This window comes from Nitrosomonas ureae (genome assembly GCF_001455205.1).
In the GTDB taxonomy this organism is placed as follows: domain Bacteria; phylum Pseudomonadota; class Gammaproteobacteria; order Burkholderiales; family Nitrosomonadaceae; genus Nitrosomonas; species Nitrosomonas ureae.
Map to the genome: position 1 here is coordinate 1,503,651 of NZ_CP013341.1, position 25,913 is coordinate 1,529,563.

Annotated in this window: 22 protein-coding genes; 4 read left to right on the forward strand and 18 right to left on the reverse strand. The window is 48.2% G+C overall.

Annotated elements, in window-relative coordinates; translation table 11 throughout:
* Positions 1-12: 12 nt before the first annotated feature.
* Both argJ and ATY38_RS06890 read right to left on the reverse strand, forming a co-directional pair.
* Positions 13-1,236, reverse strand: a complete 1,224-nt coding sequence (argJ, locus tag ATY38_RS06885; protein ID WP_062558659.1) for a bifunctional glutamate N-acetyltransferase/amino-acid acetyltransferase ArgJ — start codon at positions 1,234-1,236, stop codon at positions 13-15.
* Positions 1,237-1,641: 405 nt separating this feature from the next.
* A complete protein-coding gene (locus tag ATY38_RS06890) occupies positions 1,642-1,845 on the reverse strand; it encodes a cold-shock protein (RefSeq protein ID WP_013648451.1) in 204 nt (67 codons plus the stop codon).
* A gap of 370 nt (positions 1,846-2,215) precedes the next feature.
* Between ATY38_RS06890 and ATY38_RS06895 the strand changes: the two genes are divergently transcribed.
* Positions 2,216-3,673, forward strand: coding sequence for a catalase (locus ATY38_RS06895; protein WP_062558660.1), 1,458 nt, complete (start codon positions 2,216-2,218; stop codon positions 3,671-3,673).
* 196 nt (positions 3,674-3,869) lie between these two features.
* Here ATY38_RS06895 and ATY38_RS06900 read toward each other — a convergent pair whose 3' ends face one another.
* From ATY38_RS06900 to ATY38_RS06945, 10 genes are all read right to left on the reverse strand, one after another.
* Entirely contained in the window at positions 3,870-4,259 is a 390-nt protein-coding gene (locus ATY38_RS06900; RefSeq protein WP_062558661.1) for a surface-adhesin E family protein, read from the reverse strand.
* 643 nt (positions 4,260-4,902) lie between these two features.
* The gene (locus ATY38_RS06905; RefSeq protein ID WP_235590415.1) at positions 4,903-6,330 is read right to left on the reverse strand and encodes an AI-2E family transporter; all 1,428 of its coding nucleotides are present in this window, start codon (positions 6,328-6,330) and stop codon (positions 4,903-4,905) included.
* Positions 6,331-6,653: 323 nt separating this feature from the next.
* The gene (locus ATY38_RS06910) at positions 6,654-8,156 is read right to left on the reverse strand and encodes an aldehyde dehydrogenase family protein (RefSeq protein WP_062558662.1); all 1,503 of its coding nucleotides are present in this window, start codon (positions 8,154-8,156) and stop codon (positions 6,654-6,656) included.
* A 62-nt stretch (positions 8,157-8,218) separates the two neighbouring features.
* Positions 8,219-9,328: an NAD(P)-dependent alcohol dehydrogenase gene (locus ATY38_RS06915; RefSeq protein WP_062558663.1), complete on the reverse strand. Its 1,110-nt coding sequence runs from the start codon at positions 9,326-9,328 to the stop codon at positions 8,219-8,221.
* Between the two features lie 50 nt (positions 9,329-9,378).
* Entirely contained in the window at positions 9,379-10,923 is a 1,545-nt protein-coding gene (locus ATY38_RS06920) for an FAD-binding oxidoreductase (protein WP_062558664.1), read from the reverse strand.
* A 12-nt stretch (positions 10,924-10,935) separates the two neighbouring features.
* Positions 10,936-11,886 (reverse strand): hypothetical protein, encoded by a 951-nt coding sequence (locus ATY38_RS06925; protein ID WP_062558665.1) that lies wholly within the window; start codon positions 11,884-11,886, stop codon positions 10,936-10,938.
* A gap of 14 nt (positions 11,887-11,900) precedes the next feature.
* Positions 11,901-12,230, reverse strand: coding sequence for a c-type cytochrome (locus tag ATY38_RS06930; protein WP_062558666.1), 330 nt, complete (start codon positions 12,228-12,230; stop codon positions 11,901-11,903).
* 22 nt (positions 12,231-12,252) lie between these two features.
* On the reverse strand, positions 12,253-13,074 hold the full coding sequence (locus tag ATY38_RS06935) for a DODA-type extradiol aromatic ring-opening family dioxygenase (protein WP_062558667.1): 822 nt from the start codon (positions 13,072-13,074) through the stop codon (positions 12,253-12,255).
* A 72-nt stretch (positions 13,075-13,146) separates the two neighbouring features.
* Positions 13,147-13,752 (reverse strand): NAD(P)H:quinone oxidoreductase, encoded by a 606-nt coding sequence (wrbA, locus tag ATY38_RS06940; RefSeq protein ID WP_062558668.1) that lies wholly within the window; start codon positions 13,750-13,752, stop codon positions 13,147-13,149.
* 117 nt (positions 13,753-13,869) lie between these two features.
* Positions 13,870-16,218: a heavy metal translocating P-type ATPase gene (locus tag ATY38_RS06945; RefSeq protein WP_062558669.1), complete on the reverse strand. Its 2,349-nt coding sequence runs from the start codon at positions 16,216-16,218 to the stop codon at positions 13,870-13,872.
* Between the two features lie 335 nt (positions 16,219-16,553).
* Here ATY38_RS06945 and ATY38_RS06950 point away from each other — a divergent pair, with 335 nt between their 5' ends.
* A complete protein-coding gene (locus ATY38_RS06950) occupies positions 16,554-17,552 on the forward strand; it encodes a 2-hydroxyacid dehydrogenase (protein WP_062558670.1) in 999 nt (332 codons plus the stop codon).
* Between the two features lie 159 nt (positions 17,553-17,711).
* On the opposite strand, the gene mutL is transcribed toward ATY38_RS06950, so the two are convergent.
* A complete protein-coding gene (mutL, locus tag ATY38_RS06955; RefSeq protein ID WP_062560136.1) occupies positions 17,712-19,505 on the reverse strand; it encodes a DNA mismatch repair endonuclease MutL in 1,794 nt (597 codons plus the stop codon).
* A gap of 94 nt (positions 19,506-19,599) precedes the next feature.
* On the opposite strand from mutL, the gene ATY38_RS06960 reads away from it, so the two are divergent.
* Together ATY38_RS06960 and ATY38_RS16455 are read left to right on the forward strand one after the other, a co-directional pair.
* Positions 19,600-20,202, forward strand: a complete 603-nt coding sequence (locus ATY38_RS06960; RefSeq protein ID WP_235590416.1) for a glycoside hydrolase family 19 protein — start codon at positions 19,600-19,602, stop codon at positions 20,200-20,202.
* 200 nt (positions 20,203-20,402) lie between these two features.
* Positions 20,403-20,717 carry a hypothetical protein gene (locus ATY38_RS16455; protein ID WP_235590417.1) on the forward strand — a complete coding sequence of 105 codons (315 nt, stop codon included), beginning with the start codon at positions 20,403-20,405 and terminating at the stop codon, positions 20,715-20,717.
* A gap of 170 nt (positions 20,718-20,887) precedes the next feature.
* Here the strand turns inward: ATY38_RS16455 and ATY38_RS06970 are convergent, their stop codons facing one another.
* The 5 genes from ATY38_RS06970 to ATY38_RS06990 all read right to left on the reverse strand — a co-directional run bounded on the left by ATY38_RS06970 (position 20,888) and on the right by ATY38_RS06990 (position 25,611).
* Positions 20,888-22,186, reverse strand: a complete 1,299-nt coding sequence (locus tag ATY38_RS06970; protein WP_062558673.1) for a putative bifunctional diguanylate cyclase/phosphodiesterase — start codon at positions 22,184-22,186, stop codon at positions 20,888-20,890.
* A 12-nt stretch (positions 22,187-22,198) separates the two neighbouring features.
* Positions 22,199-23,548, reverse strand: a complete 1,350-nt coding sequence (locus ATY38_RS06975) for an HD-GYP domain-containing protein (protein WP_062558674.1) — start codon at positions 23,546-23,548, stop codon at positions 22,199-22,201.
* Between the two features lie 138 nt (positions 23,549-23,686).
* On the reverse strand, positions 23,687-24,565 hold the full coding sequence (locus ATY38_RS06980; RefSeq protein WP_062558675.1) for a hypothetical protein: 879 nt from the start codon (positions 24,563-24,565) through the stop codon (positions 23,687-23,689).
* Positions 24,566-24,575: 10 nt separating this feature from the next.
* Positions 24,576-24,977: an ExbD/TolR family protein gene (locus ATY38_RS06985; RefSeq protein ID WP_013648430.1), complete on the reverse strand. Its 402-nt coding sequence runs from the start codon at positions 24,975-24,977 to the stop codon at positions 24,576-24,578.
* The gene (locus ATY38_RS06990; protein ID WP_041363162.1) at positions 24,964-25,611 is read right to left on the reverse strand and encodes a MotA/TolQ/ExbB proton channel family protein; all 648 of its coding nucleotides are present in this window, start codon (positions 25,609-25,611) and stop codon (positions 24,964-24,966) included. Before ATY38_RS06990 ends, ATY38_RS06985 begins: the two co-directional genes overlap by 14 nt.
* Between the last annotated feature and the right edge of the window lie 302 nt (positions 25,612-25,913).

Genomic DNA, 25,913 nt, shown 5'->3' on the forward strand with positions numbered 1-25,913 from the left:
CGCCGCAGGCTCTCAGCTGCGGTAACTCGCATTAATCTTGACATAATCATACGAAAAATCGCAGGTCCATACGGTGGTTGAGGCGGTGCCGCGATTGAGTACGACACGGATCGTGATCTCAGCCTGATGCATCACGCGCTGCCCGTCTTCTTCGCGGTAATTCCCTGCCCGACCGCCTTTTTCCGCCACCAACACGTCATCCAGATAAAGTTGAATGTCATCGACATCCAAATCATCGATGTCCGCATAACCGATGGCGGCCAGAATACGCCCTAAATTCGGGTCGGACGCGAAAAATGCGGTTTTGACCAGCGGTGAATGCGCAATTGCATATGCTACTCTGGCGCATTCATCTCTGCTTTGGCCGTCTTCGACTTGCACGGTAATGAATTTGGTCGCGCCTTCGCCATCGCGCACGATCATTTTCGCCAGCTCGGCAGCAACCGTGGTGATCGCATCCTGCAACTGGCAGAATTCCTCGGTGTGGGGATTAACAATTTCTGGGTTACCAGCTTTTCCGGTTGCCATCACGATGAATGCATCGTTGGTCGAGGTATCGCCATCCACGGTAATGCGGTTAAACGAGCGATCCGCTACATGCTGTACCAGCTTTTGCAGCATCGGCTGACTGATGGCTGCATCGGTCGCGATATAGCCCAGCATGGTTGCCATATTCGGGCGGATCATGCCGGAACCCTTAGAGATGCCGGTGATTGTCACGGTTTTGCCTTTGATCTGCACTTGCTTCGACGCCGCCTTGGGCACGATATCCGTGGTCATGATCGCATGCGCTGCATCGAACCAGTTATTGGTTCTACGGTTTTCCAACGCCGCCGGTAATCCCTGGATGATCCGATCCACCGGTAACGGTTCCATAATCACACCGGTTGAAAACGGCAACACCTGTTGCGGTGCAAGGCCCAGGAGCCTGGCCAATGTTGCGCACGTCATTTGCGCATTGAGAATGCCGGATTCACCGGTTCCGGCATTGGCATTGCCGGTGTTGATTATCAGCGCGCGTACCAATTGCGCCAGATGCCGCTTGGCCACGATCACCGGCGCGGCGCAAAAACGGTTCTGCGTAAACACCCCGGCGACTCTCGTGCCTTCGTCCAGTACCATCACCAGCAAATCCTTGCGATTTGCCTTCTTGATGCCGGTTTCGGCAATACCGAGGGTCACGCCCGCGACGGGCAGCAGTTGTTCAGCAGTTAAGGGGGAAATATTGACAGGCATAGCAATTCACCACAGGGATTGAAATGCCGCTATGCTACCGCAATCCGGATCGGTTTTCAGGAATTCCGCGCAAATTCCAACGACCGCCCGCCATACCCCGGCGCACCCATGCTAATCTTTCTCCATTTTTATTCAATTGGTTGCTGAACATGGAACTTACCGGATCACGAGAAGCGCGATATTATCAAACTGCTGAAAGCGGATAAGCCACTGCTTAACCATATGGAACTCCATAATGACGGAACACATCAATTTTGTTTATATCGATGAGGAAATTTTTAAACATTATTGACTTAAAGCTTTTATCAAAATGGTAAACAGTTTTGCTGTTTATAAGCCTTCGAGAGATGCCGCAATTAAAAAAGCCCGGCCGTAAACGGTCGGGCTTTTTTAATTAATCTACATTTACTGCGGTACGATATTGGATGCCTGTTTACCTTTGGGGCCGGTTGTGATATCGAAGGTAACACGCTGAGCTTCTCGGAGTGATTTGTAACCACCGCTGCTGATTGCAGAGAAATGAGCAAATATGTCTTCTCCACCATCATCCGGGGTGATAAAACCAAAACCTTTAGAATCATTGAACCATTTTACTGTACCTGTTGCCATATCTATTTCCTTAATAATTAATAATTTATGTTGCAACCATGAGAATCCATGGTAGTCATCGAATATCAAGGAAAAAGCTCAAGCAATCGCATCACATTTCACAACTTGAATCCAAAAGACCCGTATACGATACACGTTTACTGGCAAAGTTCAAGCCTTTATTATTTTGATTCGCATCTTGAAGATTCAATCTTCGTGACGGGAGTTCATAATGCTATGATTATAATTAGTTAAGCACGTGGCTAACTGAGTGCTTAACGATTGAATACCGGCAGAGTGAAACAATTTGGCCGAAGATATTTGCCTGAATCCGTTGTCTATTTGGTTTGAATAACTGAAAATTATTGATCCACGTAAAAAGGAGATTGTTATGAGTGATTCAAAAAAATTGACCACGGCCGCCGGTGTGCCTGTACCCGATAATCAGAATACCATGACGGTCGGACCCCGGGGCCCCGCTTTGCTGCAGGATATATGGCTGCTCGAGAAGCTGGCACATTTCGATCGCGAAGTGATTCCTGAACGGCGCATGCATGCAAAAGGTTCCGGTGCTTATGGCACGTTCACGGTGACACACGATATAACCCGGTACACGCGGGCTAAAATTTTTTCGCACATTGGCAAAAAAACGGATCTGTTCGCACGTTTCACTACAGTGGCCGGTGAGCGTGGTGCGGCAGATGCCGAGCGCGACATCCGTGGTTTCGCGGTTAAATTTTATACTGAAGAAGGCAACTGGGATATGGTTGGGAATAATACGCCGGTATTCTTTATGCGTGATCCGCTGAAGTTCCCCGACTTGAATCATGCTGTGAAACGTGATCCGCGTACCAACATGCGCAGCGCAAAGAACAACTGGGATTTCTGGACGTTGTTACCGGAAGCGTTGCACCAGATCACCATTGTCATGTCTGACCGCGGTATTCCTGCCAGTTATCGCACCATGCATGGTTTTGGATCGCACACCTTTAGTTTTATCAACGCTGGTAACGAACGTTTTTGGGTTAAGTTCCACTTTAAGAGCCAGCAAGGCATCAAGAATCTGACCGATGCAGAAGCCGAAGCGATTATTGGCAAAGATCGCGAAAGTCATCAACGTGATCTGTATGAAGCTATCGGGCGGGGTGACTTTCCGAGGTGGGTGTTGCAAATACAGATTATGCCGGAAGCTGCTGCATCCCAATTGCCATATAATCCGTTTGACCTGACCAAGGTATGGCCGCACAAGGATTTTCCGCTGATCGAAGTGGGTGTGATGGAACTCAATCGCAATCCGGAGAATTTTTTCGCCGAAGTTGAGCAATCAGCTTTCAATCCGGCTAACGTTGCGCCAGGTATCAGCTTTTCGCCCGATAAAATGCTGCAAGCCCGTCTTTTCTCCTATGGCGATGCGCAGCGCTACCGGCTTGGTGTCAATCACCACTTGATCCCGGTGAATGCTCCGCGCTGTCCGTTTCACAGCTATCATCGTGATGGTCAGATGCGCGTCGACGATAATCATGGTGCTACGCTCGGCTATGAACCCAATAGCTATGGCGAATGGCAGGAGCAACCGGATTTTCGTGAGCCGCCCTTGTCTGTTGAAGGCGCCGCCGATCATTGGAATCATCGTGAAGATACCGACTACTATTCACAACCCGGTGCTTTATTTCGTTTGATGACGCCGGTGCAACAACAAACTTTGTTTGCCAACACGGCTAACTCGATCAGTGGTGTTCCACGCGAGATTCAGATTCGCCATATCCGGCATTGCCTTAAGGCTGATCCCGCTTATGGAAAAGGTATTGCTGATGCGTTGGGTATTCCGTTATTGGACGTTACCGCTTAGAGTCGGGCGGGATCAGTTCACGAGGGAAATCATCGAGGTAAGCTCCCGCACGCAGGCAGCAAATAGAACGATATACGTGTTAACGGATACCTGACGGGATTATAATTCATAAAATCGGGAAAGATTGCCTGCTGCCAGGAATTTACTTTCTGTTTAATCACAAGGGTTACACAATTGATGACTTCTCAGCAATAAGTCAATTGTTACAGGCTACTTTCCATTCTGCTTCATCGACGCTATCCGGCGGGATCGGTACCCATTTTTGCGGTTGATTGTAGGAACGGATCAGATCGCCGCCTTCCATATTCCAGCTGAAAAACTTGTAAGCCAGTTTGCGCATTTGCTTTTGATTACAATCGTACTCGCGGCGGATTCTTTCTGATAAATATTCAACACCGGAGGTTTTTTGCACGGTTTGGTAATCAAACAAAGCCCACATTTTGGCGCGGTCTCCGGCCTTCTGGATCGAAGCCACGTCGGCGTAGGCGGTATAGCCGCCATTGAGACTGCTTTCACCTACTTTGGTCCATTCCGCCATCGCGCTGGTACTGATCAGAGTCATTGTCAAAGCTAATAGTTTTATCATGTATTTTCGATTTTGTTTGTTATCAATAGGATTGTATGAAACGTAGCAAGCTCAATAGTACCGCTAATTTAATAACAATCATAGCGCATAGCTCGGTATTATTTTTGCGCTGGTTTTCTCTTAAAACCTTTACTTTTAACACGCTGTCAAGACCTTGGCAACGGCGCACCATCTGGACCAGGAACGCGTGTCCGGAGAGAATTTATGGGTAATAGATCCGCATCTCTTCAGCCGGATCGTTTCTATGAACTTGAGTTGCCTTCTACTTAGTGCTTGATAAATCAAGAAGATCCAATTTTTCGAGCTCTATTATAGTCTCTTGAAGCGTGTTGGTAACTCGATTGGCTCCCACCGCTTGTAGTTTATTAGAGTTATTTTTGACCGATTGAGGGTCGTTCATACCGAATCTGCTGGCAACAATGACTATCTCCGGAAATCGTGTACGTATGCGTTTGCAAAGATAGATTGTATGCGCTAGATCGCCTGGATAAACTGAAGCGATAACGGCAATACTGGCTTTTAATTGTTCAATGACCGTTAGCGTTTCAGTTGCAAGCCCTAATGAATTAAGTTGATGGCATTCAAAATCTTCATGGGGTATTGATTTTATTAATATTTGTGCCGCCAGATCATCAATCGAATCTCATGCTGGAATGACTAAAATAATATTGCGCTCAGTCTGTTCTTGCTTTTCATTTTCTTTGGTTTCTTCTTCATATTCTTTAATGACTGCTGTTAAATTATCGATTAATTCATTTTGTTCATCGGTATCAATTTTACCGTGGCGTAAATCGGTCCTGGCTTGCATTAACGCAGGAATGGCTAAACTGTCGAATGCTTGTACTAAGGTATGATCAGTATCAGAAAGCTGTTTTTCAACTATGTCAGAAGCTTCATCGATGTCATCGGCTAATAATCGTTGATAAAAGCGCTGTCCGGCTGACAGGGTGGGCCGGTCGCCGAGCAACGTATCCAGAAAGCCTAAGTAAGGAACATATCGACCCAGCACTACGATACAAACAGTCAGTGGTGAAGCTAAGATAAGGCCGATAGGTCCCCACAGCCATGTCCAAAACGCGACACAAACCAGTAAAGCTGCCTGAGATACACCGATGCCACGACCATAAAGCATAGGTTCGATGATCATATTGGTTATCAGCTCAAGTACGCAAAACATTGCGAGCACCATTATCGCCAATGACCAGTCCGGTGAGAGCAGTAAACTCAGCGTAATGGGTAGGATTGCAGTCAGCCATGCGCCGAGATAAGGAATATAACGTAACAGCGCCCCAAAGAACCCCCATAACGCTGCGTAAGGAACGTCGAGTAACCATAAACCCAGAGCCACCGCGACACCGTATCCTAAATTTATCAGCAATTGCATCAGCAAATACCTGCTGACGCGTTCACCCGCATCCTCGAATGCTCGGGTTGTATGGGCTAATTGTTCTACACCGATCAACGAAATGACACGATCGCGTAAATCTTCACGATTAAGCAGCATAAAGCAAACCAGCACAATGATTAATCCCGCATTAGCCAGAGGTTCTAGCATCGGACCAAAAACAGACCATAATTGTGAAAGTTGAAAAGGGCCATCGTCTACAATACGTACGGGTTGAGCTTCTATTTTTTCTTTTTTGTCGGCAGGGATGGGTAATTTGTCTTCAATTGCCGGATTATTTGTCAATTTCTCGGTAATGCGTTCTGTTACAACCTGTAACTTGTCTAATATCCCATCACGGTCGCGCTCGGTGATTTGATTGAGTTTGGATAAAATATTGTTTTCATATTGGGGATAGGTATCCAATAAGCTTCCAATTTGACTGGTTACCCCCCAAATTGCCCCTACAATGGTGCTTAATGCCAGCGAAGCTGCTAGGGCAACCGCTACGACTCTAGCGACACCATGCTGCTGTAGCCATGCTACGATTGGCGCAAGTAGAAAAGTTAAAAGAATCGATAACGCGATAGGAATAACAATTATCCTTGCCCAATAAAGGAAGCCCAGTACTAATGCCAGAGCTATTAGCATTGATACGTTATTGGTAACCAAAAGATTTTTTTTCATATTACTTCTTCTTCGTGTACTGTGATGCTGGGGGGTTGAATCTATGCGGATAAAGCGTTACATGCATAATAATACATCATGTTTGATTGATTAATGATATGACATGGCCCAATAGAACGACTCGGGCAATTCATGCAATATCCCTGCCTTGGTAAAATAACCGGATATGCCACTTGTTAAAGCGGCTGAAAATACACGGGTCTTATTTGCTTCCGATACTTCTAGTTATCGTTGATTTTTCGATTAAAAAATCATGTAACTTGTTCTGCGTTTCCTTGGTAAGGACTTTTAAAATGAGTAAATCTTTTTGCCGCACCTTTAAATCAGGCAATGGTCTGTGCGTTGAATGGGTAGTGGCGCGGCGTATGCTGAATGCTTATCCATTGATCGGTCGTGAATGCTGCGACGGCCCAGACGCCATTGAAGCGGCCGACTCCTGAGTTCTTTTCACCGCCGAAGGGGTTATAAGGTAAATCATTGACCGGTTGGTCATTGATATGCGCCATGCCCGATTCGAGTTGTTGCGCGAACCGTAGGCCGCGTTCAACATCCTGCGTAAACACCGCGGCAGCCAATCCAAGGTCGGTGTCGTTGGCGATATTCAACGCATCCGTTTCATTGCGCGCGCGTATGATCGGTGCTATGGGGCCGAATGATTCCGTTTGCGCCAATGGCATCTGATTGGTGACTTGAGAGAATACATGCGGTGGAAGCACCAGGCCTTGTGCTTCACCCCCCGCCATTTGGCGGGCTCCAGATGAAATGGCATCGTGGATCCGTTGCTGCAAACTATTTAACTGGGATTCATTGATAATCGGACCGATCATGGTATCTGCTGCATTCGGATCGCCTACTTTCAGTTGCCGTACCCGATCAGCAAAGTGCTCGACAAACTCATCGTGAATCCGATCTTCAATAATGAAGCGGTTAACGCTCATGCAGGTCTGGCCCTGGTGTAAAAATTTACCGAACACGGCGGCTTCCACGGCCTGTCCCAGATCGGCGTCATTCAATACCACAAATGGGCCATTACCACCCAATTCCAATTCAAGCCGCTTTAGCATGGGTCCTTCGGCTGCCAATCTTGCGATATTGCGACCAACCGGCGTCGAACCGGTAAACGATATGACACGAGGAATAGGATGGGTGACAAACGCATCGCCAATCTCGCTGCCTGCACCCACGATAATGCTGAGTACACCCGCAGGCAATCCCGCTTCTTCAAGGATTTTTGCAAACAGCAGCCCGCCCGTTATTGGAGTATCACTGGCTGGCTTGACCACGACCGCGTTACCAACCGCGAGCGCGGGCGCTGCAGAGCGGGCGGTAAGTTGAAATGGCCAATTCCAGGGGCTGATCACACCGACAACTCCCACGGGTTTACGATACATGCGGCTTTCCTTGCCGGGAATGTCCGCCGGAAGAATCCGGCCTTCTACCAAATAAGGCAGGGTAGTTGCCTCCAGAAGTACACCATGTACTGCGTTCCATTCCAGATTGGCTTTGATGCGCGTGCCGCCGGATTCATGAATGATCCACGACACAATTTCTTCACGGCGCGCTTCCATAATCTGCGCCGCACGGCGCATGATGGTTGCGCGCTGGCCCGGTATTAATGCCGCCCATGCGTGCTGTGCTTTGGCGGCACCGCGATAGGCTTCGTCCATGTCATCGCGATTGGCATGAGGTATTTCGACCAGCGTACTACCATCATAAGGATTGAGATCGTGTAAAATCTTAGAGCCTTTGCCGTGGCGCCATTGGCCATTGATGAGTAGTCGGTCGAAATTCGAATAAGATGATCGGGATTCTAATTTCTTTTCCATAAAGCATTCCTCGTGCGTGTTTTCGTGGAAAACTCACTCGAAGTGAAATACACAAATGTGTACTACAGTCGAATGATCGGTTTAATCGTGATGCCCTTCTCACTATCTTCAGCGGCCTGATTGATTTGGTCGAGGGAATAAAACTTCACCAGTTTGTCAAAAGGAAATCTCCCCTGCTGATAAAGCTCGACCAGTGCCGGGATAAAGAGATCGGGGTTACTATCGCCTTCGACGATTCCGATAATACGTTTTCCTGTGGTCATCACGCCGTTCACATCGAAGCTCGCTTCCGTTCCTAAGGCCGGTGCGCCGACAATGCCGCATGTTCCGCGAATAGCCAGCGCATCAATGGCTTGACGCAGTACGGCTGGGCGCCCGCTCGATTCCAGCGCGAAATCAGCGCCGCCACCGGTAATTTTACGAACCGCCTCGACCGGATCGGTTTCCCGGCTATTAATGGTATGGGTTGCGCCGAGTTCCATCGCCAAGGCCAGACGCGAAGGAACCACATCGGCCGAGATGATGGTCGTAGCACCGGCAACACGTGCCGCCATCACGGCACTGAGTCCCACTGCACCGCCGCCAAAAGCTGCAAAACTGCTGCCCGGATTGACTTTGAGTGCGTTGATGACGGCGCCGGCACCGGTCTGAATGCCGCAACCCAGTGGGCCAAGAAGCTCCAGGGGCGCATCTTTCGGAACTTTGATGACGTTGCGTTCGTGCACCAGCGCAAATGTGCCAAACGACGATTGCCCGAAGAAATGGTCGTGAATTGGCTCTGATGTATTGTTTGCACCAAAAGTGGACGTGCTGCCGTCTTCGCGCGTACCGCCAAAATTCAACGCATAAAAATGCTCGCAGTAAGTCAAATCGCCACGTAAACAGGGTTTGCAGTTGCCGCACCACATATAGGTCAGCACCACATGGTCGCCAACCGCGACTTTCTTCACATGACTGCCAATCTGTTCGACCACACCGGAGCCTTCATGCCCCAACACTACCGGCAGGGGCACCTCATAGAGTTGATCGCGCGCAACCATATCGGTATGGCACATTCCCGCCGCTACGATGCGAACTCGCACTTCATCCGCTTGCGGATCATCCTGCATCAGATTTTCAATCTGAAAAGGGCCGCCTTTCTTGCGGATAACAGCTGCCTTGATTTTTTTCACGGGTAACTTCGCTTTGAAATCGTTAGGTCTTACTCAAGGTAAAAATGAAACTAGCGAATGCCTGATTTTCCCGGCGCAAGAATGCCATTGGGATCCAACGCTTTTTTAAGTGTTCTGTGAACATTTCTCTGCACCGGGCCATAGGTTTCGGCGACTTTATCCATAAATGCCGTATTGACGCGATAAGTTCCATACCCGCGCGCGGAGAATTCGGTCAGCAATTCATCGAAACATTGATAGGCCGCTTTCGTCTGCTCGGGATCGGTCTTATCATACAGGACGTCGACAATGTGATGCATATCGCGCATTCCGACGATGAACTCACCGGAATAATCCAGTCCGTATTTGGCCAGTATCTGCTTGGTCAGTGCCATTTGTTTCAGGGTCTCACTGCCACGCGCCTGAGAGACGGGCGCAAACCACATCGAACCGCCACCTCCGCGCCAGTTATACAACGAAAATTCCGTGAGCGTCATGTCTCCACGCATGAGCTTGGCGCGGTAAGCAAATGCCGGATCATCACTTGCTTCCTGTTCCGTCAGTATCTTGGCCTTGTTCGATTGACTGAATGCTTGTGTCACAATCTTCCAATTCACATCAATCTGCTCTTGCGTGCCATAAAGCGCGGCATAAACGTTCCAGATTCCTAATTTGTGATCTTTCATAATTCGATACACCGCTTCATCCGGAATTGAACCCGGCCCGGACACATAATCACTGCGCTTGGCTTTTACCGGTGCTTCATAGAGCGCATGGGCAATGACCACAGCGTTCGGAATGACACCGCTGATACGCAACGGGCGAATTGTTTCGACGATTTCCACGATATCTTCTTCATTCTGGTATTGAATCACAAACGGCTTGAATGCCGGTGGTTCAGGCATCAACCAGAAACCGAATTTGGTGACGATGCCATAGTTGGATTGCGTAAAAATGCCATCCAGATAGGGGCCATAGCCCCATTTGAATACCTGCCAGGTGTTGGAATTGGGCATCGAGCCCATGCCGGTACGCAGTACTTCTCCATTCGCCAGCACGACCTCCATGCCGCAAGCGAACAAAAAGTGCTCGCCATAGGGCGTATAACCCACACCACGATCCAGCGTGTTACCAACCGGTCCCGCGATGGCGGAGGGTGCGGGCATCGATAGCCATAAGCCCAGCTTGTGTTCTTTGATGTGATCGTAGAGTTGTTGATACGTTACACCCGGTTCAACCAATGCAAAGGCTAAATCCTTATCCACTTCGAGAATGCGATTCATGCGTTTGAGATCGAGCACCACTTGACCACGTTCTGCCGGGGCTGCCGAGCCGTAGCCCAGGTTTTTCCCGGTGGAAATCATCCAGATCGGTACTTTGTATTGATTGCAAATCGCAACGATTTTCTGGATTTGCTCGACGGTTGTGGCCAATAGTGCCGCAGACGGCGTATGTTCGGCATCGGAAACCGGCATCATCGTCTTGATATAAGGTGCAAGCTGTTCCGCGCTGGTGAGTACGGAAGCGTCGCCGAGTATCTTGCGAAAATCACGGATGGCCGCATCGAAGGTTTTTTCCGATACGCCTTTAGGCAATGAGATATATTGACTGGTCATGCTGTGTTCTCCCTACACGTCGATTACGAACGAAGCGAAATGATTTCCCGATAACCCTTGATGATCCAGACGGCGCTGACCTGATTGATGCACGAATGCGCGGCTGGAACAAGGTTCCTGATGTGTTCCCATACCCATTGCAGTTGCCACAACCGCATAGCCGGTAGCTTCTATCCAGTTGTCAAATCGGAGATGTTCAAGTGTTGCCCCCGGCGCTGTTTGGTCTTGATTGATGGAAGATTCATCGCCCCCGGATGATGCCGATTCCCAATTTTTGGATGCTTTCCAGCCAAGCAGTTGACTGGCTTCCAGCGGAGAAATGCCAGCGCAATGCAAATAAGTTGCAGGTTTTTCAGCCAGCAAATAAGATGAGAATCCCGCTAGTGATGAATCTTTCATTGCGCTATCTGCTTTCGCTTGTTCAAGAAAATTTTCGACAATAGAGAAATCAGGTTGATTTTGAACAAGCAGGGATGCCAGCAGTCCTCCGGCGCTGTATGCCGACGATGCGGTAGTCCACACATGGCGCAGCGGGAGGGAGGCGTTATTGCTGGATGTGGACATATGCGAGCCTAATGCAAGGAGACGCCGTTCAGAGTTTCGCACCAACTCGGTGAATATGGCCGCATTGGCATAATCCATGATGGCTACCCAGCGCATATTGCGGGATTGCGTCAATAATTCGGCTATACGCAGAGGGTCGATTAATAGTTCATTTGTTAATTGAAATGTTGATAATGCGCCTTCTTGGCTGAAGCTGCTGTATCGGGTACAAGCAGCTTGAGCACCTTTGGCAAATGCCTCGTCTATCGGGGTATTCCCCAGTAACAACTGGCAATTGCGCGCACTATCTGACAGTGTTTGGCCGATGGACACCGCTTGCGTAACGGTAGGAATACCGAAAGCCAGCAAGGTTCCGCCAGTCAGCATGCCTTTGATGAGGCTACGTCGCGTTTCATCCATGGAATGTGATCTCCTTAATGCTGAGTTTCTTTTTTTGAAATGAAATCCACCAGTTTGACTAATGATTCATCGTCGATTTCTGAAGCGCGAAATGCTGGCATGGCACGATTTCCATTGCGGACGATTGCGCGAATATAAGTTGCGGGAAGGTCGCGATGGCGAATTTGCGGCCCGACTTGCGCTTCATGACAATATGCACAAATTTTGGCGTAAATTTCTGCACCATCTTTCCATGCAAATCCAGGAGTGGTTTTCTCATCCTCCGCTGACCACGCGTTGCTTATCGTTAAAAAGATCGCGAATATGCAACCGGATACCCAATTTTCCAATTTTGTCTTTTTCATACGGATTCTCCATTCCATGATCCTACTGCCACAGCAAGCTTGTTACTTTTTCCCCCATAATCTCATCATTAAATACAACTTTTGCTATTGGCGTACCGGCACAGGCAATACCGTAGCAAACATGCAAAGGCAATAAATGTTCTTCTCGCGGATGACAGAATCGGGCAAACGGTGCCTTCTCCCATTCAATCAATCGTTGTTTACGCACTTCAGATAAAATCTCCGGATGGGTGCACGTTTCAATCAACCAATGATCAAACGCATTGTTTTCTCTGCTGCTATCGATATCGTTTGTGAAAAATGTTTTCAAATTATGAAATGACATGCCTGAACCGATAATCAGAATATTTTTCTCACGTAAAGACGCAATTGCCTTTCCAAGCGCAATATGCATTTGAGGATTCAAATTCTTTAGCAACGATAGCTGAATGCAAGGAATCCGCGCTTGCGGAAACATCAGCTTGAGCGGCACAAATAAGCCATGATCAAAACCTCGCTGCTCATCGAGTCTCGCCGGTATGTCGCTCGCCATTAACAGGGTGTAAATTTTTTTCGCCAACACGGGATTACCCGGTGCCGCATATTGAATTTTGTAGGCCTCGGCAGGAAATCCATAGTAGTCATAAATTATTTCAGGATGATTGCCACTGGTTATCGTTGCCTGTTCCTCTTCCCAGTGGGCGCTGATGACTAAAATCGCGGATGGCTCGTTCAGCTCACTTGCGATTTTCCGCAGAAAAGAAACCATCTTTTCATGCCCTTTGTCGCCCAGAATCGGTAATGGCCCGCCACCGTGCGGTAAAAATAAAACTGGTGAAAGCGCTTGTGATATTTGGTTTGTCATCGTTAAAATCGTCTGCTGGTAGAGAGGCAGTACATTTTTTAAATTTGAGTAATATCACTTTATTAAGTTGGCTTATTCACGACATAATCTGCCGGTCACTTCCGCAACATGAGTACCTTGAAAGCGCGCAATTTTTATTTCATTTTCTGATGGTTGACGTTTCCCATCGCCACCGGCCAGCGTACTTGCTCCATAAGGTGATCCACCGGTGATTTCGCTCATGTTCATGATCTCCTGGCAGGAATAAGGAACGCCCACGATGATCATGCCGTGGTGGAGCAAGGTGGTATGAAATGAGGTGATCGTGGTTTCCTGGCCACCGTGCTGGGTGCCGGTAGACGTAAACACGCTACCTACTTTGCCTATCAGTCCACCGCTGAGCCATAACCGGCCTGTCTGGTCCAGAAAATTGCGCATTTGCGCGCACATATTGCCGAAACGCGTAGGTGTACCAAAGATGATGGCATCGTAATCGGGCAATTCATCCACCGTCGCTATGGGCGCTGGCTGATCAAGTTTGGCACCGACCCTTCGTGCCACTTCTTCCGACATGAGCTCGGGGACACGTTTAACGACAACCTCTGTATTCTCGACGTTGAGCGCACCTTCAGCTACCGCGTTGGCCATGATTTCAATATGACCATACATGCTGTAATACAAAACAAGAATCTTTGCCATGTTGCACCTCCTGATTTATGGGATTGTGAACTAAAACTTTGCCAAATTTTGATAGTACTCGTTTTACATTACTTATAAAATTAAAAATTCAGAAGCGTTGTTTGAAACTTTCTATACTTACCTCAGCTTAATGGCGCGTAGCCGCAATGCATTGACGATTACGCTGACCGAAGATAGCGACATCGCTGCCGCAGCAAAAATCGGTGACAGCAAGATACCGAAGAACGGATAAAGCACCCCGGCTGCGATCGGTACGCCAGCTGCATTGTAGATAAAGGCGAAGAACAGGTTCTGGCGGATATTGCGCATGGTTGCTTCGGATAAACGTCGCGCCCGGACAATACCCAGCAAATCGCCGCGCAGCAAGGTTACCCCTGCGCTTTCAATCGCGACATCGGTGCCCGTACCCATAGCAATGCCAACATCGGCGGTGGCCAAAGCCGGAGCATCGTTGACTCCATCCCCCGCCATGGCGACCACTCGCCCTTGTTCGCGCAATCTCATGACGATTGCCGCTTTCTGATCGGGTAACACTTCCGCTTCCACTTCGTCGATACCCAGTTGCCGGGCGACTGCTTCAGCCGTAATGCGATTGTCACCGGTCAGCATGACGATGCGGATGCCGTCGGCGTGCAGAGCGTCAATAGCAGCGGGTGTCGACTCCTTCACCGGATCGGCGATAGCGACAATACCGGCTGTCGCTCCATCGACTGCCACGAAGATTACTGTCGCTCCCTGTTGGCGCAGGTCATCTGCTTGTGCTTCCAACACCCGGGTGTCGATATTCAATTCTGCGAGAAACTTGGTATTGCCCAGGACAATGCGGTGTCCATCGACAGTACCGACTACGCCTTTGCCAGTAGGTGAGTCAAAGTCGGTCGCCTTGATCAGCGCAATCGAGCGCTCCTTGGCTGCAGCGACGATGGCGGCAGCCAGAGGGTGCTCGCTTCCTTGTTCCAGGCTGGCCGCAAGACGTAGCAGCTCGTTTTCGTCAATATTGCCAGCAGCGCGGATTGCCGTGACCCTGGGTCTGCCTTCGGTCAGCGTACCGGTCTTATCAATCACAATGGTGTCGACCTTTTCCATGCGTTCTAATGCTTCGGCGTTTTTGATCAGAACACCTTCGGTCGCGCCCCGTCCGACGCCCACCATGATCGACATCGGTGTCGCCAGACCCAGTGCGCATGGACAGGCGATGATCAGCACGCTGACGGCGGCGATCAGCGCATACCCCATAGCGGGCGACGGACCCCAAATCGACCAGGCGACAAAAGCAAGTATGGCGATCAGCATGACTGCTGGAACGAACCAGCCAGCCACGATGTCCGCCAAGCGCTGAATCGGTGCACGCGAGCGTTGTGCTTCCGATACCATGCGGACGATTTGTGCCAGCATGGTGTCACGTCCAACTTTTTCCGCATGCATCACAAAACTGCCCTGACCGTTGATGGTGCCGCCGATTACCTTATCGCCGGATTGCTTGCGAACGGGCATGGATTCACCGGTTACCATCGATTCATCGACATTTGAACCGCCTTCGATCACTTTGCCATCGACCGGTATCCGGTCGCCGGGACGTACCCGTAGGCGATTCCCCATCATTACCTGATCCAGATTGATCTCCTCTTCCGTATCGTCGTCGCCAAGACGACGGGCCGTCGTTGGTGACAAATTGAGTAAGGCTTTAATCGCGCCAGAGGTACGTTCGCGCGCTCGCAATTCGAGCACCTGACCCAATAACACTAGGACGGTGATGACTGCCGCAGCTTCGAAATAAACTGCGACCGATCCATCGCTGCTGCGAAAAGTATCGGGAAAGAGGTCAGGTGCAATAGTGGCAACGATACTATAGATCCATGCCACGCCGGTACCCATCGCAATCAGTGTGAACATATTAAGTGCGCGGTTCCTGATCGATTGCCAGCCGCGCACGAAGAACGGCCACCCTGCCCACAAGACGACTGGTGTTGCCAATGATAATTGTATCCAATTGGAAATCTGTGCAGATATAAGATGTGCCAAGCCGAGCAGGTGGCCGCCCATTTCCAAGATGAAGACCGGGGTTGTCAACATGAGGCTGATCCAGAAGCGGCGGGTCATGTCGACAAGCTCCGAATTGGGTGCGTCGTCAAGCGAGATTTCTGCCGGTTCCAATGCCATACCGCAGAGGGGACAACTTCCCGGTCCGGTCTGCCGGATTTGTGGATGCATCGGACAGGTATAGATAGTGTCGGATGCAGATTCCTCGATTGGAATCTTGCCCGCTAAATAAATATCGGGTGTGGCCACGAATTTATCGTGACAGTGGGCAGAGCAGAAATAGTAAGTGTGCTCATCATGCTCTGCGCGATGCTTCGCAGTTTGTGAATCAACCGTCATGCCGCAAACGGGATCGGTCGTTTTAGCATGGTGATTCGTGTGATGATCGTGGTTATGCTGTACATGCTTGTGATGTTCGTGAGTCATAACTTGCAATCCTTATAGAATAGGTGTTTTCGCGCTTCGGTGCTTTTGCAACTGATTATATCTTAGTGCTGATAGCCAGTCGCAAGCTCAAACTATTAGATGGAACACATGTATTCATCCATTTCACTTTTAATCTTAAACTTAATTCTAATCAATAGAATTCTAAGATTCATATTCAATGATGTGTAGAAAAAGCAATTTTGTGTGCATAGCATATGTTCAGGCTGCTACACTTTTATATTTTGCTATCGCGGCGAAAAATAGTGCGCTTCAGTGTTACATTATGACTCCGCCATTTACAAGTTTCCAGTATAGGAAAATAGAGAAGATTTAAAATGATTTCCGCAGCGTTATATGATACGAAACCTTATGATCGCGAATATTTCCAGAATGCTTTATTCCATGAAAAAATTGATTGGCAATTTCATGAATTCCGACTTTCCGCATCAACAGCGGCTACTGCCACAGGGATGGATGCGGTATGCATTTTTGTAAATGATTGCTTGGATCGTACTTGCATCGCTCAACTTTCCAAAGCCGGGGTAAAGCTGATTGCTTTGCGCTGTGCCGGGTATAATAATGTAGATCTCAAAGCCGCCAAGGAGTTTGGTTTTACCATCGTGCGTGTACCTGCGTACTCTCCTCACGCTGTAGCTGAACATTCCGTAGGTCTTCTATTAACGCTTAATCGGCATATTCATCGCGCTTATAATCGTGTACGCGAGCACAATTTCTCTCTCACCGGACTCATTGGTTTTGACCTTGCAGGAAAGACTGTGGGCATTGTGGGAACGGGTAAAATTGGTCGTATTGCCGCCAAAATCTATCGAGGTTTTGATTGTCGGGTTATCGCCCATGACATCAGCCCATGTCATGATTGGGCGGCTCAACAAGGAATCGAATATACGTCCTTATCCGGTTTATTAAATGAAAGCGATATAATCTCCCTGCATCTTCCGCTTAATTCCGAAACTTACCACTTGCTATGTCGTGAGACATTCAAGCAAATGAAACAAGGCGTGTATCTTGTCAATACCAGTCGGGGAGGATTGATTGATACTACCGGCCTCCTGGAAGCCCTTAAAGCAGACTGTATCGGTGGTGTCGCACTCGATGTCTACGAGAGAGAAGGGGGGGTCTTTTTTGAAGATCATTCCGGACATATTCTGCAAGATGATGAACTTAATCTTTTACTGGCGTATCCCAATGTTCTGATGACATCACATCAAGCTTTTCTCACCCATGAAGCGCTCAGTGAAATAGCGCGTATTACAACCGAAAATATTATTCGTCTCCAGGCTAATCAACCCTATATTGATGAAACGGTTCTGTAAAATTGCAAATTTATTGAATTCGGTAAGATTAGTAAACGCAACGTATAGTCACTTGGGCCGTTCGTGATCGGATGACGGCTACTTCCCCGCATTCTATAATCAGTTTGCACTGTTCATATTTACGTTGCCCTAAACACTCGCGAGGGGGTGAAGGCTTATTCACTTTCCGCGCATAAATAATTTATCCAGATCAGCTAAACTGGTTTCAAACCAGGTGGGTCTGCCGTGATTGCATTGAGCGGCACGTTCGGTCATTTCCATTTCACGCAACAAGGCATTCATTTCCTCAAGGGTCAACTTGCGGTTGGCGCGAATCGCGCCGTGGCAAGCCATCGTTGCAAGTATTTCATTGCGTTTGGCGGCCAGAATCTGACTTGCGCCATACTCACGGATTTCGCGCAGGATGTCGCGCGCCAGTTGTGCGATATCGGCATGTTGCAGTGTGGCCGGTACTGCGCGCACTGCTACTGTCGTAGGTGAAAGCACTGCAATCTCAAATCCTAATCGATCCAGGATTGCCTGGTTTTCTTCGATTGCGGCGATTTCCAGATGCTCGGCATAAAAAGTGACCGGAATTAACAGCGGTTGCATCGATATTTCATGTTGATCAAGTGCTTGCTTGAGTTTTTCGTACAAAATGCGTTCATGTGCGGCATGCATGTCGACAACAATCAGGCCGCGTGCATTTTGCGCCAGAATATAAATGCCATGTAGCTGTCCGAGCGCAAAACCGAGGGGATGATTATCCTGATTATTTTCGATCGCGATCGATTTGTCAGGTTTAATTGCAGGTGCGGTAGGGTCTATGTTAACCGGGAGTGTAGGGATAGAGCGTGCTTCCGTGCCAAACAAGGTGCCGTAAAAGCTGGTCGGTTGGGATACTGTACCGCCCTGAGTCTGATCGGTTTTTGGATAAATCTGGTAAGGCCGGGCGATTGATGTCAGTTCTCCAGATGGCAGTTCTTTATGCGGTGAAGCCAGTGCTTTGTTAATCGCATGAAAAATAAATTGGTGCAGCGCGCGTGGTTCGCGGAAACGTACCTCTGTTTTAGTCGGGTGTACATTGACATCAACGCTTCCCGGGTGAATGTCAAGAAACAAAACAAAAGCCGGATGCCGCCCCAGATGCAGCACATCCCGATAGGCTTCGCGCAGCGCATGCGAAATTAGCTTGTCGTTGACGAAACGATGGTTGACAAAGAAATACTGCGTATCGCGCGATGATCGTGCATAAGCCGGTAACGCAACCATGCCGTGCAAATGCATCTCAGCCGACTGTTCGTCAATCCATGCGGCGGCTTGCTTGAATTCTTCTCCTAACACTGAGGCAATTCTTTGTGCAGGATCGCCAGCGCGTAAATGCCGTCGGGCTTTGCCATTATGTTGTAGAACGAATTCAATGCCTGATTGCGATAAGGCAATACGCTTAAAGGTTTCGTCGCAATGCGCAAATTCGGTGGCTTCCGACTTTAGAAATTTGCGTCTGGCAGGAATATTGAAGTACAAATCATTGACATCCAACGTAGTGCCCTGTGCCAATGATGAAGGCATAGGCTGCGAGACCGATTTGCCTTCTACCAGAATTTGCCAGGCATGGATTTGCTCTACTTGGCGGCTGGCCAAGCTCAAGCGTGAAATCGCAGCAATGCTGGCTAATGCTTCACCACGAAAGCCCAGACTGGTGATCTGGTGCAAATCCTCCAGTGTGCTGATTTTGCTGGTGCTGTGGCGAGTCAGGGCTAGCTGCAGCTCATCTTTGGCAATGCCGAAGCCATCATCGGCAACGCGAATCTGCTTTACACCGCCTTGCTGAAGTTGTACGTTAATTTTCGTGGCACCCGCATCGACACTATTTTCCAGAATTTCCTTAAGTGCTGCGGCCGGGCGCTCAACCACTTCGCCAGCAGCAATTTGATTGATTAATAACTCAGGAAGCGGTTTAATCGTAGCCATGTTCAGCAGATTTTTAAATGTAGTGATTATAATGTGTAACTGAATATCCATTGTACTTTGGCAGGATCATTAACTGCAGAAAATTTGGGAGGGGATGATGTTAGCGATAGACCGATTGAAAACCCATGTTCCGGATGTTGTCCTTGGTCAGATTCCTGATTGTACTGAAAAATTTAGTATTAATACGCCCTTGCGCCTAGCGCACTTTCTTGCTCAGTGTGCGCATGAAAGTGCAGAGTTTAAGGCGCGGGAAGAAAATTTGAATTATTCTGCTGCAGGCCTGAAAAAAGTATTTGCCAAATATTTCCCGGGTAATTTGGCGGAAAGTTATGCCCGTCAACCTGAAAAAATAGCCTCACGAGTGTATGGTGGCAGAATGGGCAATGGGGACGAAGCCAGCAAGGAAGGGTATAAATACCGGGGCAGGGGGTATATTCAGTTGACCGGCAAAGACAACTACAGCGCTTTTTCTAACAGTACCAGCGATGACATTCTGAATGATCCTGACTTGGTGGCTTCAAAATATCCTTTACTGTCGGCCGCATGGTTCTGGGGTATCCGATCACTCAATTCACTGGCCGATAAAGGTGCCGGAGACGAGGTGGTGACCCAAATCACTAAGAAAGTAAATGGCGGTCTTAATGGCTTGGAGGATCGCATCGCACATTTCAAAAATTATTACGCTTTACTGGCTTGAGAACGGCATCTATTTACATTAGCGGCTTGATAGGCCTGCTCTTTTTTCCAGCTCTGGTGGATGCAAAGGAATCGCATTGCCAGATACAGGAACAAGTGATATTTTCCTGTTCCGTGGGGGAAAAAACAGTTTCAGTCTGTGCTTCGAAGAATTTTTCCGCTCACAGTGGTTATTTGCAATATCGATTCGGGTCGCTCGGTATGTCTGAGCTGATATTCCCAGCGATGAACGCATCCGATCCGGTTACTCAATTCATTCGGGCGCGAACCTGGATATTTGCGGGCGGTGGCGGCGGTTACTTGCGTTTTATCAACGGACAGTATCATTACATCGTGTATACCGCCATCGGTAAAGGTTGGGGGACGAAAGACGGCGTTGCGGTGGAAAAAAACCATCAAGTGATTACTAATCTGGAATGTCAAAATGTTCCGATTTCAGAAATCAGCGAGGATTTTTTTACGCGCACCGGGTTACAGGTTGATCAAAATGAATTCGAAATCCCGGGACTTAATTAACTAAAAATCAAAATTTCCCGCATGCTATTATGGTTTCTGGAATTGATGGATTTTGCAAAAGCAACGAAGAAATTGATTACAAACAGTGGCGGAGCTAAGGTATCTCTAATCAGTAATTGATAAGTAAGTCTCTGTTGATGAATGAAATTTAACCATGACTACAGATTTTCTTATGCGATTATTTGCGATGCTGTCCGAAAGCAGTGAGCAGGAAATTGATCGTTGACAGTTTTGATGAGCTCCGGTAGCGGCATGGCTTTTCCAATGAGATAACCTTGAATGACGTCACATCCTAATGTCCGTAGGCGTTCGTAAGTTGCGACATCTTCCACCCCTTCGGCAACTACGGATAGATTCAGCCGATGTGCAAGATTGATCATCGAATCGACGATCCGGTCATGTTTATGATGTGTTGTCATATGTTTGACAAATACCATGTCGATCTTGACTTCGTCCAGAGGCAAGTCCAGCATGCGTGCCATCGATGAATAACCGGTTCCAAAGTCATCCATGGCCAGCTTCAGTCCCATATCCTTGAGCTGGCATAAGGTATCCAGAGTTCCTGCTTGATTGTCCATAACAGCTGTTTCAGTCAGCTCGATGGTAATATCTTCTGGCGGCACGTTCCATAGAGATAACCCTTGCAAAACAAGTTCGGTAAGTTCAGGGTCGCGCAGGTCGTCAGCAGAAAAATTGATCGAAACACCGGCATTTAATCCTGCTTTACGATATTCAGAACATTCCCTTAATGCGGTATGGAAGACCCACAGTGTGAGTTTGGACATGAGCGCGGTACCCTCAGCAACCTGGATAAGTTTATCGGTGCGGATCGGCCCGTGATGTGGATGATGCCATCGTAACAAGGCTTCAGTGGATTTGATCTTGCCACTGACAATGTCGATCTGGGGCTGGTAACCTAAATATAATCCGCCGTTCTCGATAGCGTTACCTAAATCCGACCAGAGATCGATTTGAAACAGGAGAGGATCTTGCATTTCGGTATGAAAGAGCTTGATCGGAAGCTGTTCCAGTTTTGCTTGGCGCACGGCCGCGCTTGCGTTACACATCAACTGATCCAACTCATCACCGCTTGCACTGTTTACTGCCACGCCCAGACGTGGAGCCAGGATGATATTTTTCCTGTCAAGTACGAATGGGGGCGTTAGGATCCGCAGGATTTTATGTGCAGCCAGCATGGCATGTGCATCCGTAAGCAAATCGACCAGTAAGCAGCATATTTGATAGCGTCCGGTGATGCCGACCAGATCGTCCGGGTTCAGAGCATCTCTTAATTGTTGGGCAATTTGCTGTAACGTATTATCAACAATTGTAAATCCAAGGATGCCATCCAATTCTATTAAGCGCTCAAAGTTGATGATCAGCACGGCATTGCGACGACCCGATTGGCACTCGTCGTGTAATCTTCGTGAAGCTTGTTGTAAAAAGTGTTGATAAGCTAGGATAGTCATAAATTTTGGTGTTTATAAATAATATTTCTTTGGATCAATTCCGTAAGCACCTTGGGGGAGATCACTGACAATGACGTACTCAACTCCGCCTGGATTGTTACCGGCGATTCTTAGATCCAAGGTTACAGGAAGATCATAGGGCTTCTTCTGCGCATCGCAGATGATCATGATCTGAGGAAGAAATCGCTGTGTTCGATTGTGAGTCAGAATAATGGCAATTTCGCCGCTGTTTAGTTCAACCAGACTGCCTACCGGAAACATGCCGATACACTGCGAAAATTGTTCCACCAAAGTATAATTGAGCCCGTTTTGCGCGTTATCTTTGAGTTCTTTTAGGGCTTGAAAAGGCTTTATACCCGGAATTTGCGATTCCCCCCAGATAAGTTCCTCATAGCAATCAATAATGGCGGCCATGCGCGCATAGGGATGTAATTGATTGGCGTATAATCCAGAAGGATAGCCGTTGCCGTTTTCGCGTTCATGATGTTGCAGAACAATTTTGACCACCTCTTCCGGCGCATCACTTAACTGAGTGATAATTTCTTCTCCATACGCGATGTGCTGTTTCATTAATTTGCGTTCATCCGCTGTGAGTGACATATTTCTTTTGCTTTGGATTTCTTTAGGCAGGCGCTGTTTTCCAATATCCATCAGCAATCCGCCCAGTCCAAGAATGGTTAATTCCTTGTGGGGTAAGCCGAGATGGCGGCCGAAGGCAAGCAAATGTATTGAAGTCTTAATGGCATTGTCATAGAGTTCTTTTCCGGTGGTTTTAAGTTGCGCCAGCAGCAATGCTGCATCGGGATTACGAATAACGCTTTCGCGTAATGTGTCGACCACTTCGTGCGCTACGCGCATATTGATTCGGGTATTGCATTCGAGGTTGGTACTAATATCGGTAAATAATGTGGAGACAATATTATACGCCTTAGTGGCCGCTGGAATTTCTTGTGCCGCAGTGCAGATGTCACTGTAGGTATTAACGCGTTGTAGCAGCGAGTCGAGCGACTTGGTTTCATGCGATGTTAGCTGCTTACTCCGATCTGAGACTGTAGAAGTAGCATGGGAGGAAGCGTTCGATTCATGTGATACTACTGTCGCCGGTTTATCTTGATCTGAAATAGACCGGGAGTCATGTGAGGTGCTTGATAAGTGCTGCTGAACAGCGAATGGCTCACTCCTGTCAATGTCCACGTAAACGTGCTTGCAATAACGCTGAAGTTCGTCGATATCATGTTGTGATTGAATCAGGATGCCTTGTATAGGGTAGGGTGTTTCAAGCCAAGGACGATCGAGGTCACTGATATACATGCCGAGCTGCAAATCATTGACAAAGACCTCAATAGTGCTATTGCTTATCATCACGCATCACGGAAGAGTCGGTAAAATAATAAAATATAATTAATTGATATTCTTAATCAGAATGGAGAGAACAAAATTAATCTCTGTCTCTCATAATTACGACTTTTTTAGAGTATTTCTTAAGGTAATTGAGAAGATTTAACGTGATGGATTAATGAAAAATTCGCGCATCAAGAAATCTTCCAATCCTGCAGTGTCCCTTTCTCGCGCGGATAGAACGACGACACGATGCAGGCGATGCGATTCCCAATTAAAATCTTCTTTGTAATACTCCCGAATCAGTTGGATCATACGGCGGATGATGGCGCGTTCAATATCGCCATCGGTTCCGGCTTCGACCCGAATCATCTGTAACCGCGGATTGGTTTGACCGGTAGTCCAGGCGCGGAAAGAAAATTCCGCCGTGCGCGGGCCAATGCGAAGAATCTGGAATATGCCGCTGGTACCTGGGTTTTGCAGATTGCGCCGCACATTCGCCATACGGATTTCATCCGCTGAAGGTTGTTTAGCGGCGCTACTGGACGCAGTATTTTCCTGGGAATCGAAGATTCCTTCCGCAGCGCGGCGACGTGCTTTTGCTTGATTAATATACTCGGAGAGATCCGTGGGAGCATCCGCAGGAGGCTCCGGAGGTGCTTTGATTCTTGCAACTTCCTGCGCCGGGATTGGCGCTTTGGGTTTGCTCGGCTTCTCGGGTGCCTTAGGTTTGGTTGGCGGTCTTGACGGCGGTGGCTGAGCAGGTGCCGGTGGTGTTTTAGGTGCGGGTTTAGTTTCAGCTGTTTTGGGTTTCTCGGGTTGCGGAGCGGGTGTGCTGGGTTGTGATGCGGGAAGCGAATTATTAGCATCTTTGGATTCTTCTAAATCGATGAAGCTGGCAGCGATGGGAGGTGGCGCTTCAATCTCCACCTCCGGCAACGATAAAAAGAATCCTAGACCCCAGATGGTCAGCAGCCAGATCAGCGTAGCCAATGGCAGCGGCCACCACAGGCGAATTTCTTTCGATCGGGAACTTGCCATTCTTAAGGTGTTATTTATGTTTGACCGCAATCAGAAAATGCTGGGCTCCGGCGGACCGGGCGCGCAGCATGGCCTGTACGACGACGCCTTGCGGTGCTTCATTATCCGCGGATACAATCAATTTTTGCTTGGAGTCCGCGAGTAACGGTTTGAGTGTGGTTGCCAGCGTGTCCAGCGTGACTATGGTCTGATTAATATAGATTTTGCTGTCTTTGGTTAACGTCAGTGTGACCGGCTTTTCCGCGCTAAGCTTTTCTGCTTGTCCTTCGGGCAAATCGACCTGCAATGAATCCAAATTTTGCATCGATAAAGAAGCTAGCATGAATGTTGCCAGCAAGAAAAACATCACGTCGATCATTGGAATGATTTCAATTTTGCCTTTCGGAATGATGCGGGATTTACGCAGTTTCATTGTGATAATCCTGTTGATCTCGACGGATATTGTCGATCAGTCGCGTACCCAGGCGTTCCATTTCATCCATCGTGAGCGATTGCAGGCGGGAAAAATAGTTGAATCCAAACAAAGCTACCAACGCAATTGCCAAACCGACCACGGTAGCAATGAGCGCTTCGGCAACCCCGCCGGTAACCGCTGTAGGGTTGACCAGACCTTCGCTGCCGATCACTTGAAAGGCACGCATCATACCGATCACCGTCCCTACCAATCCAAGCAGCGGTGCCGCGGTAACAATGGTTTCCAACGCCCATAATCGACGCGCAAGCGATTCCTCAATAATCTGCGCCTCATCGGCGGCACGGGATTCCGTCCACCAGGTTGGCTGATGCCGGTTGGAAATCACCACTTCAAAGAAACGCTTGTAATAATGACGACTATCCAGTCCGGAAAGTATTTTTTCCAGATCGTTCCATTTGAAACCATAGGTTTCCACCAGATTGAGCAAATCGCTGGAAAGGCGCGCATAGCGCCAATAGATAAATGCCTTCTCAAGCATGATTGCCACCGCAATAACCCCCAATAAGACCAGCGGTATGATAATAATTCCACCAAGCTTTAACATGATCCAGGCTTGATTCAATTCTTCCATTATATTTAACTCCAGATTAAGGCTGTTCATAAAACTATCGTTGCTCGTCGTGTTCATTGGATGATTGTTTTAGTACAAGAACTTTCCGCAGCGTCCACCCGATACGGAATATCTTTACGCGATGCAGATTCGTCCCAACGATCAGCAAAGCTGCAATCATCGTATTGTCGTGCATTTTTTTAAAAATCTGCGGATAAAGAGCCCAATATCACAGGCCGTATGGATGCTAAGAATAGTTGAAAACACCAGCAGTTGGAACTATTTAATGGCAAAATGACTCACATTTATAGTTTTGTTGCACA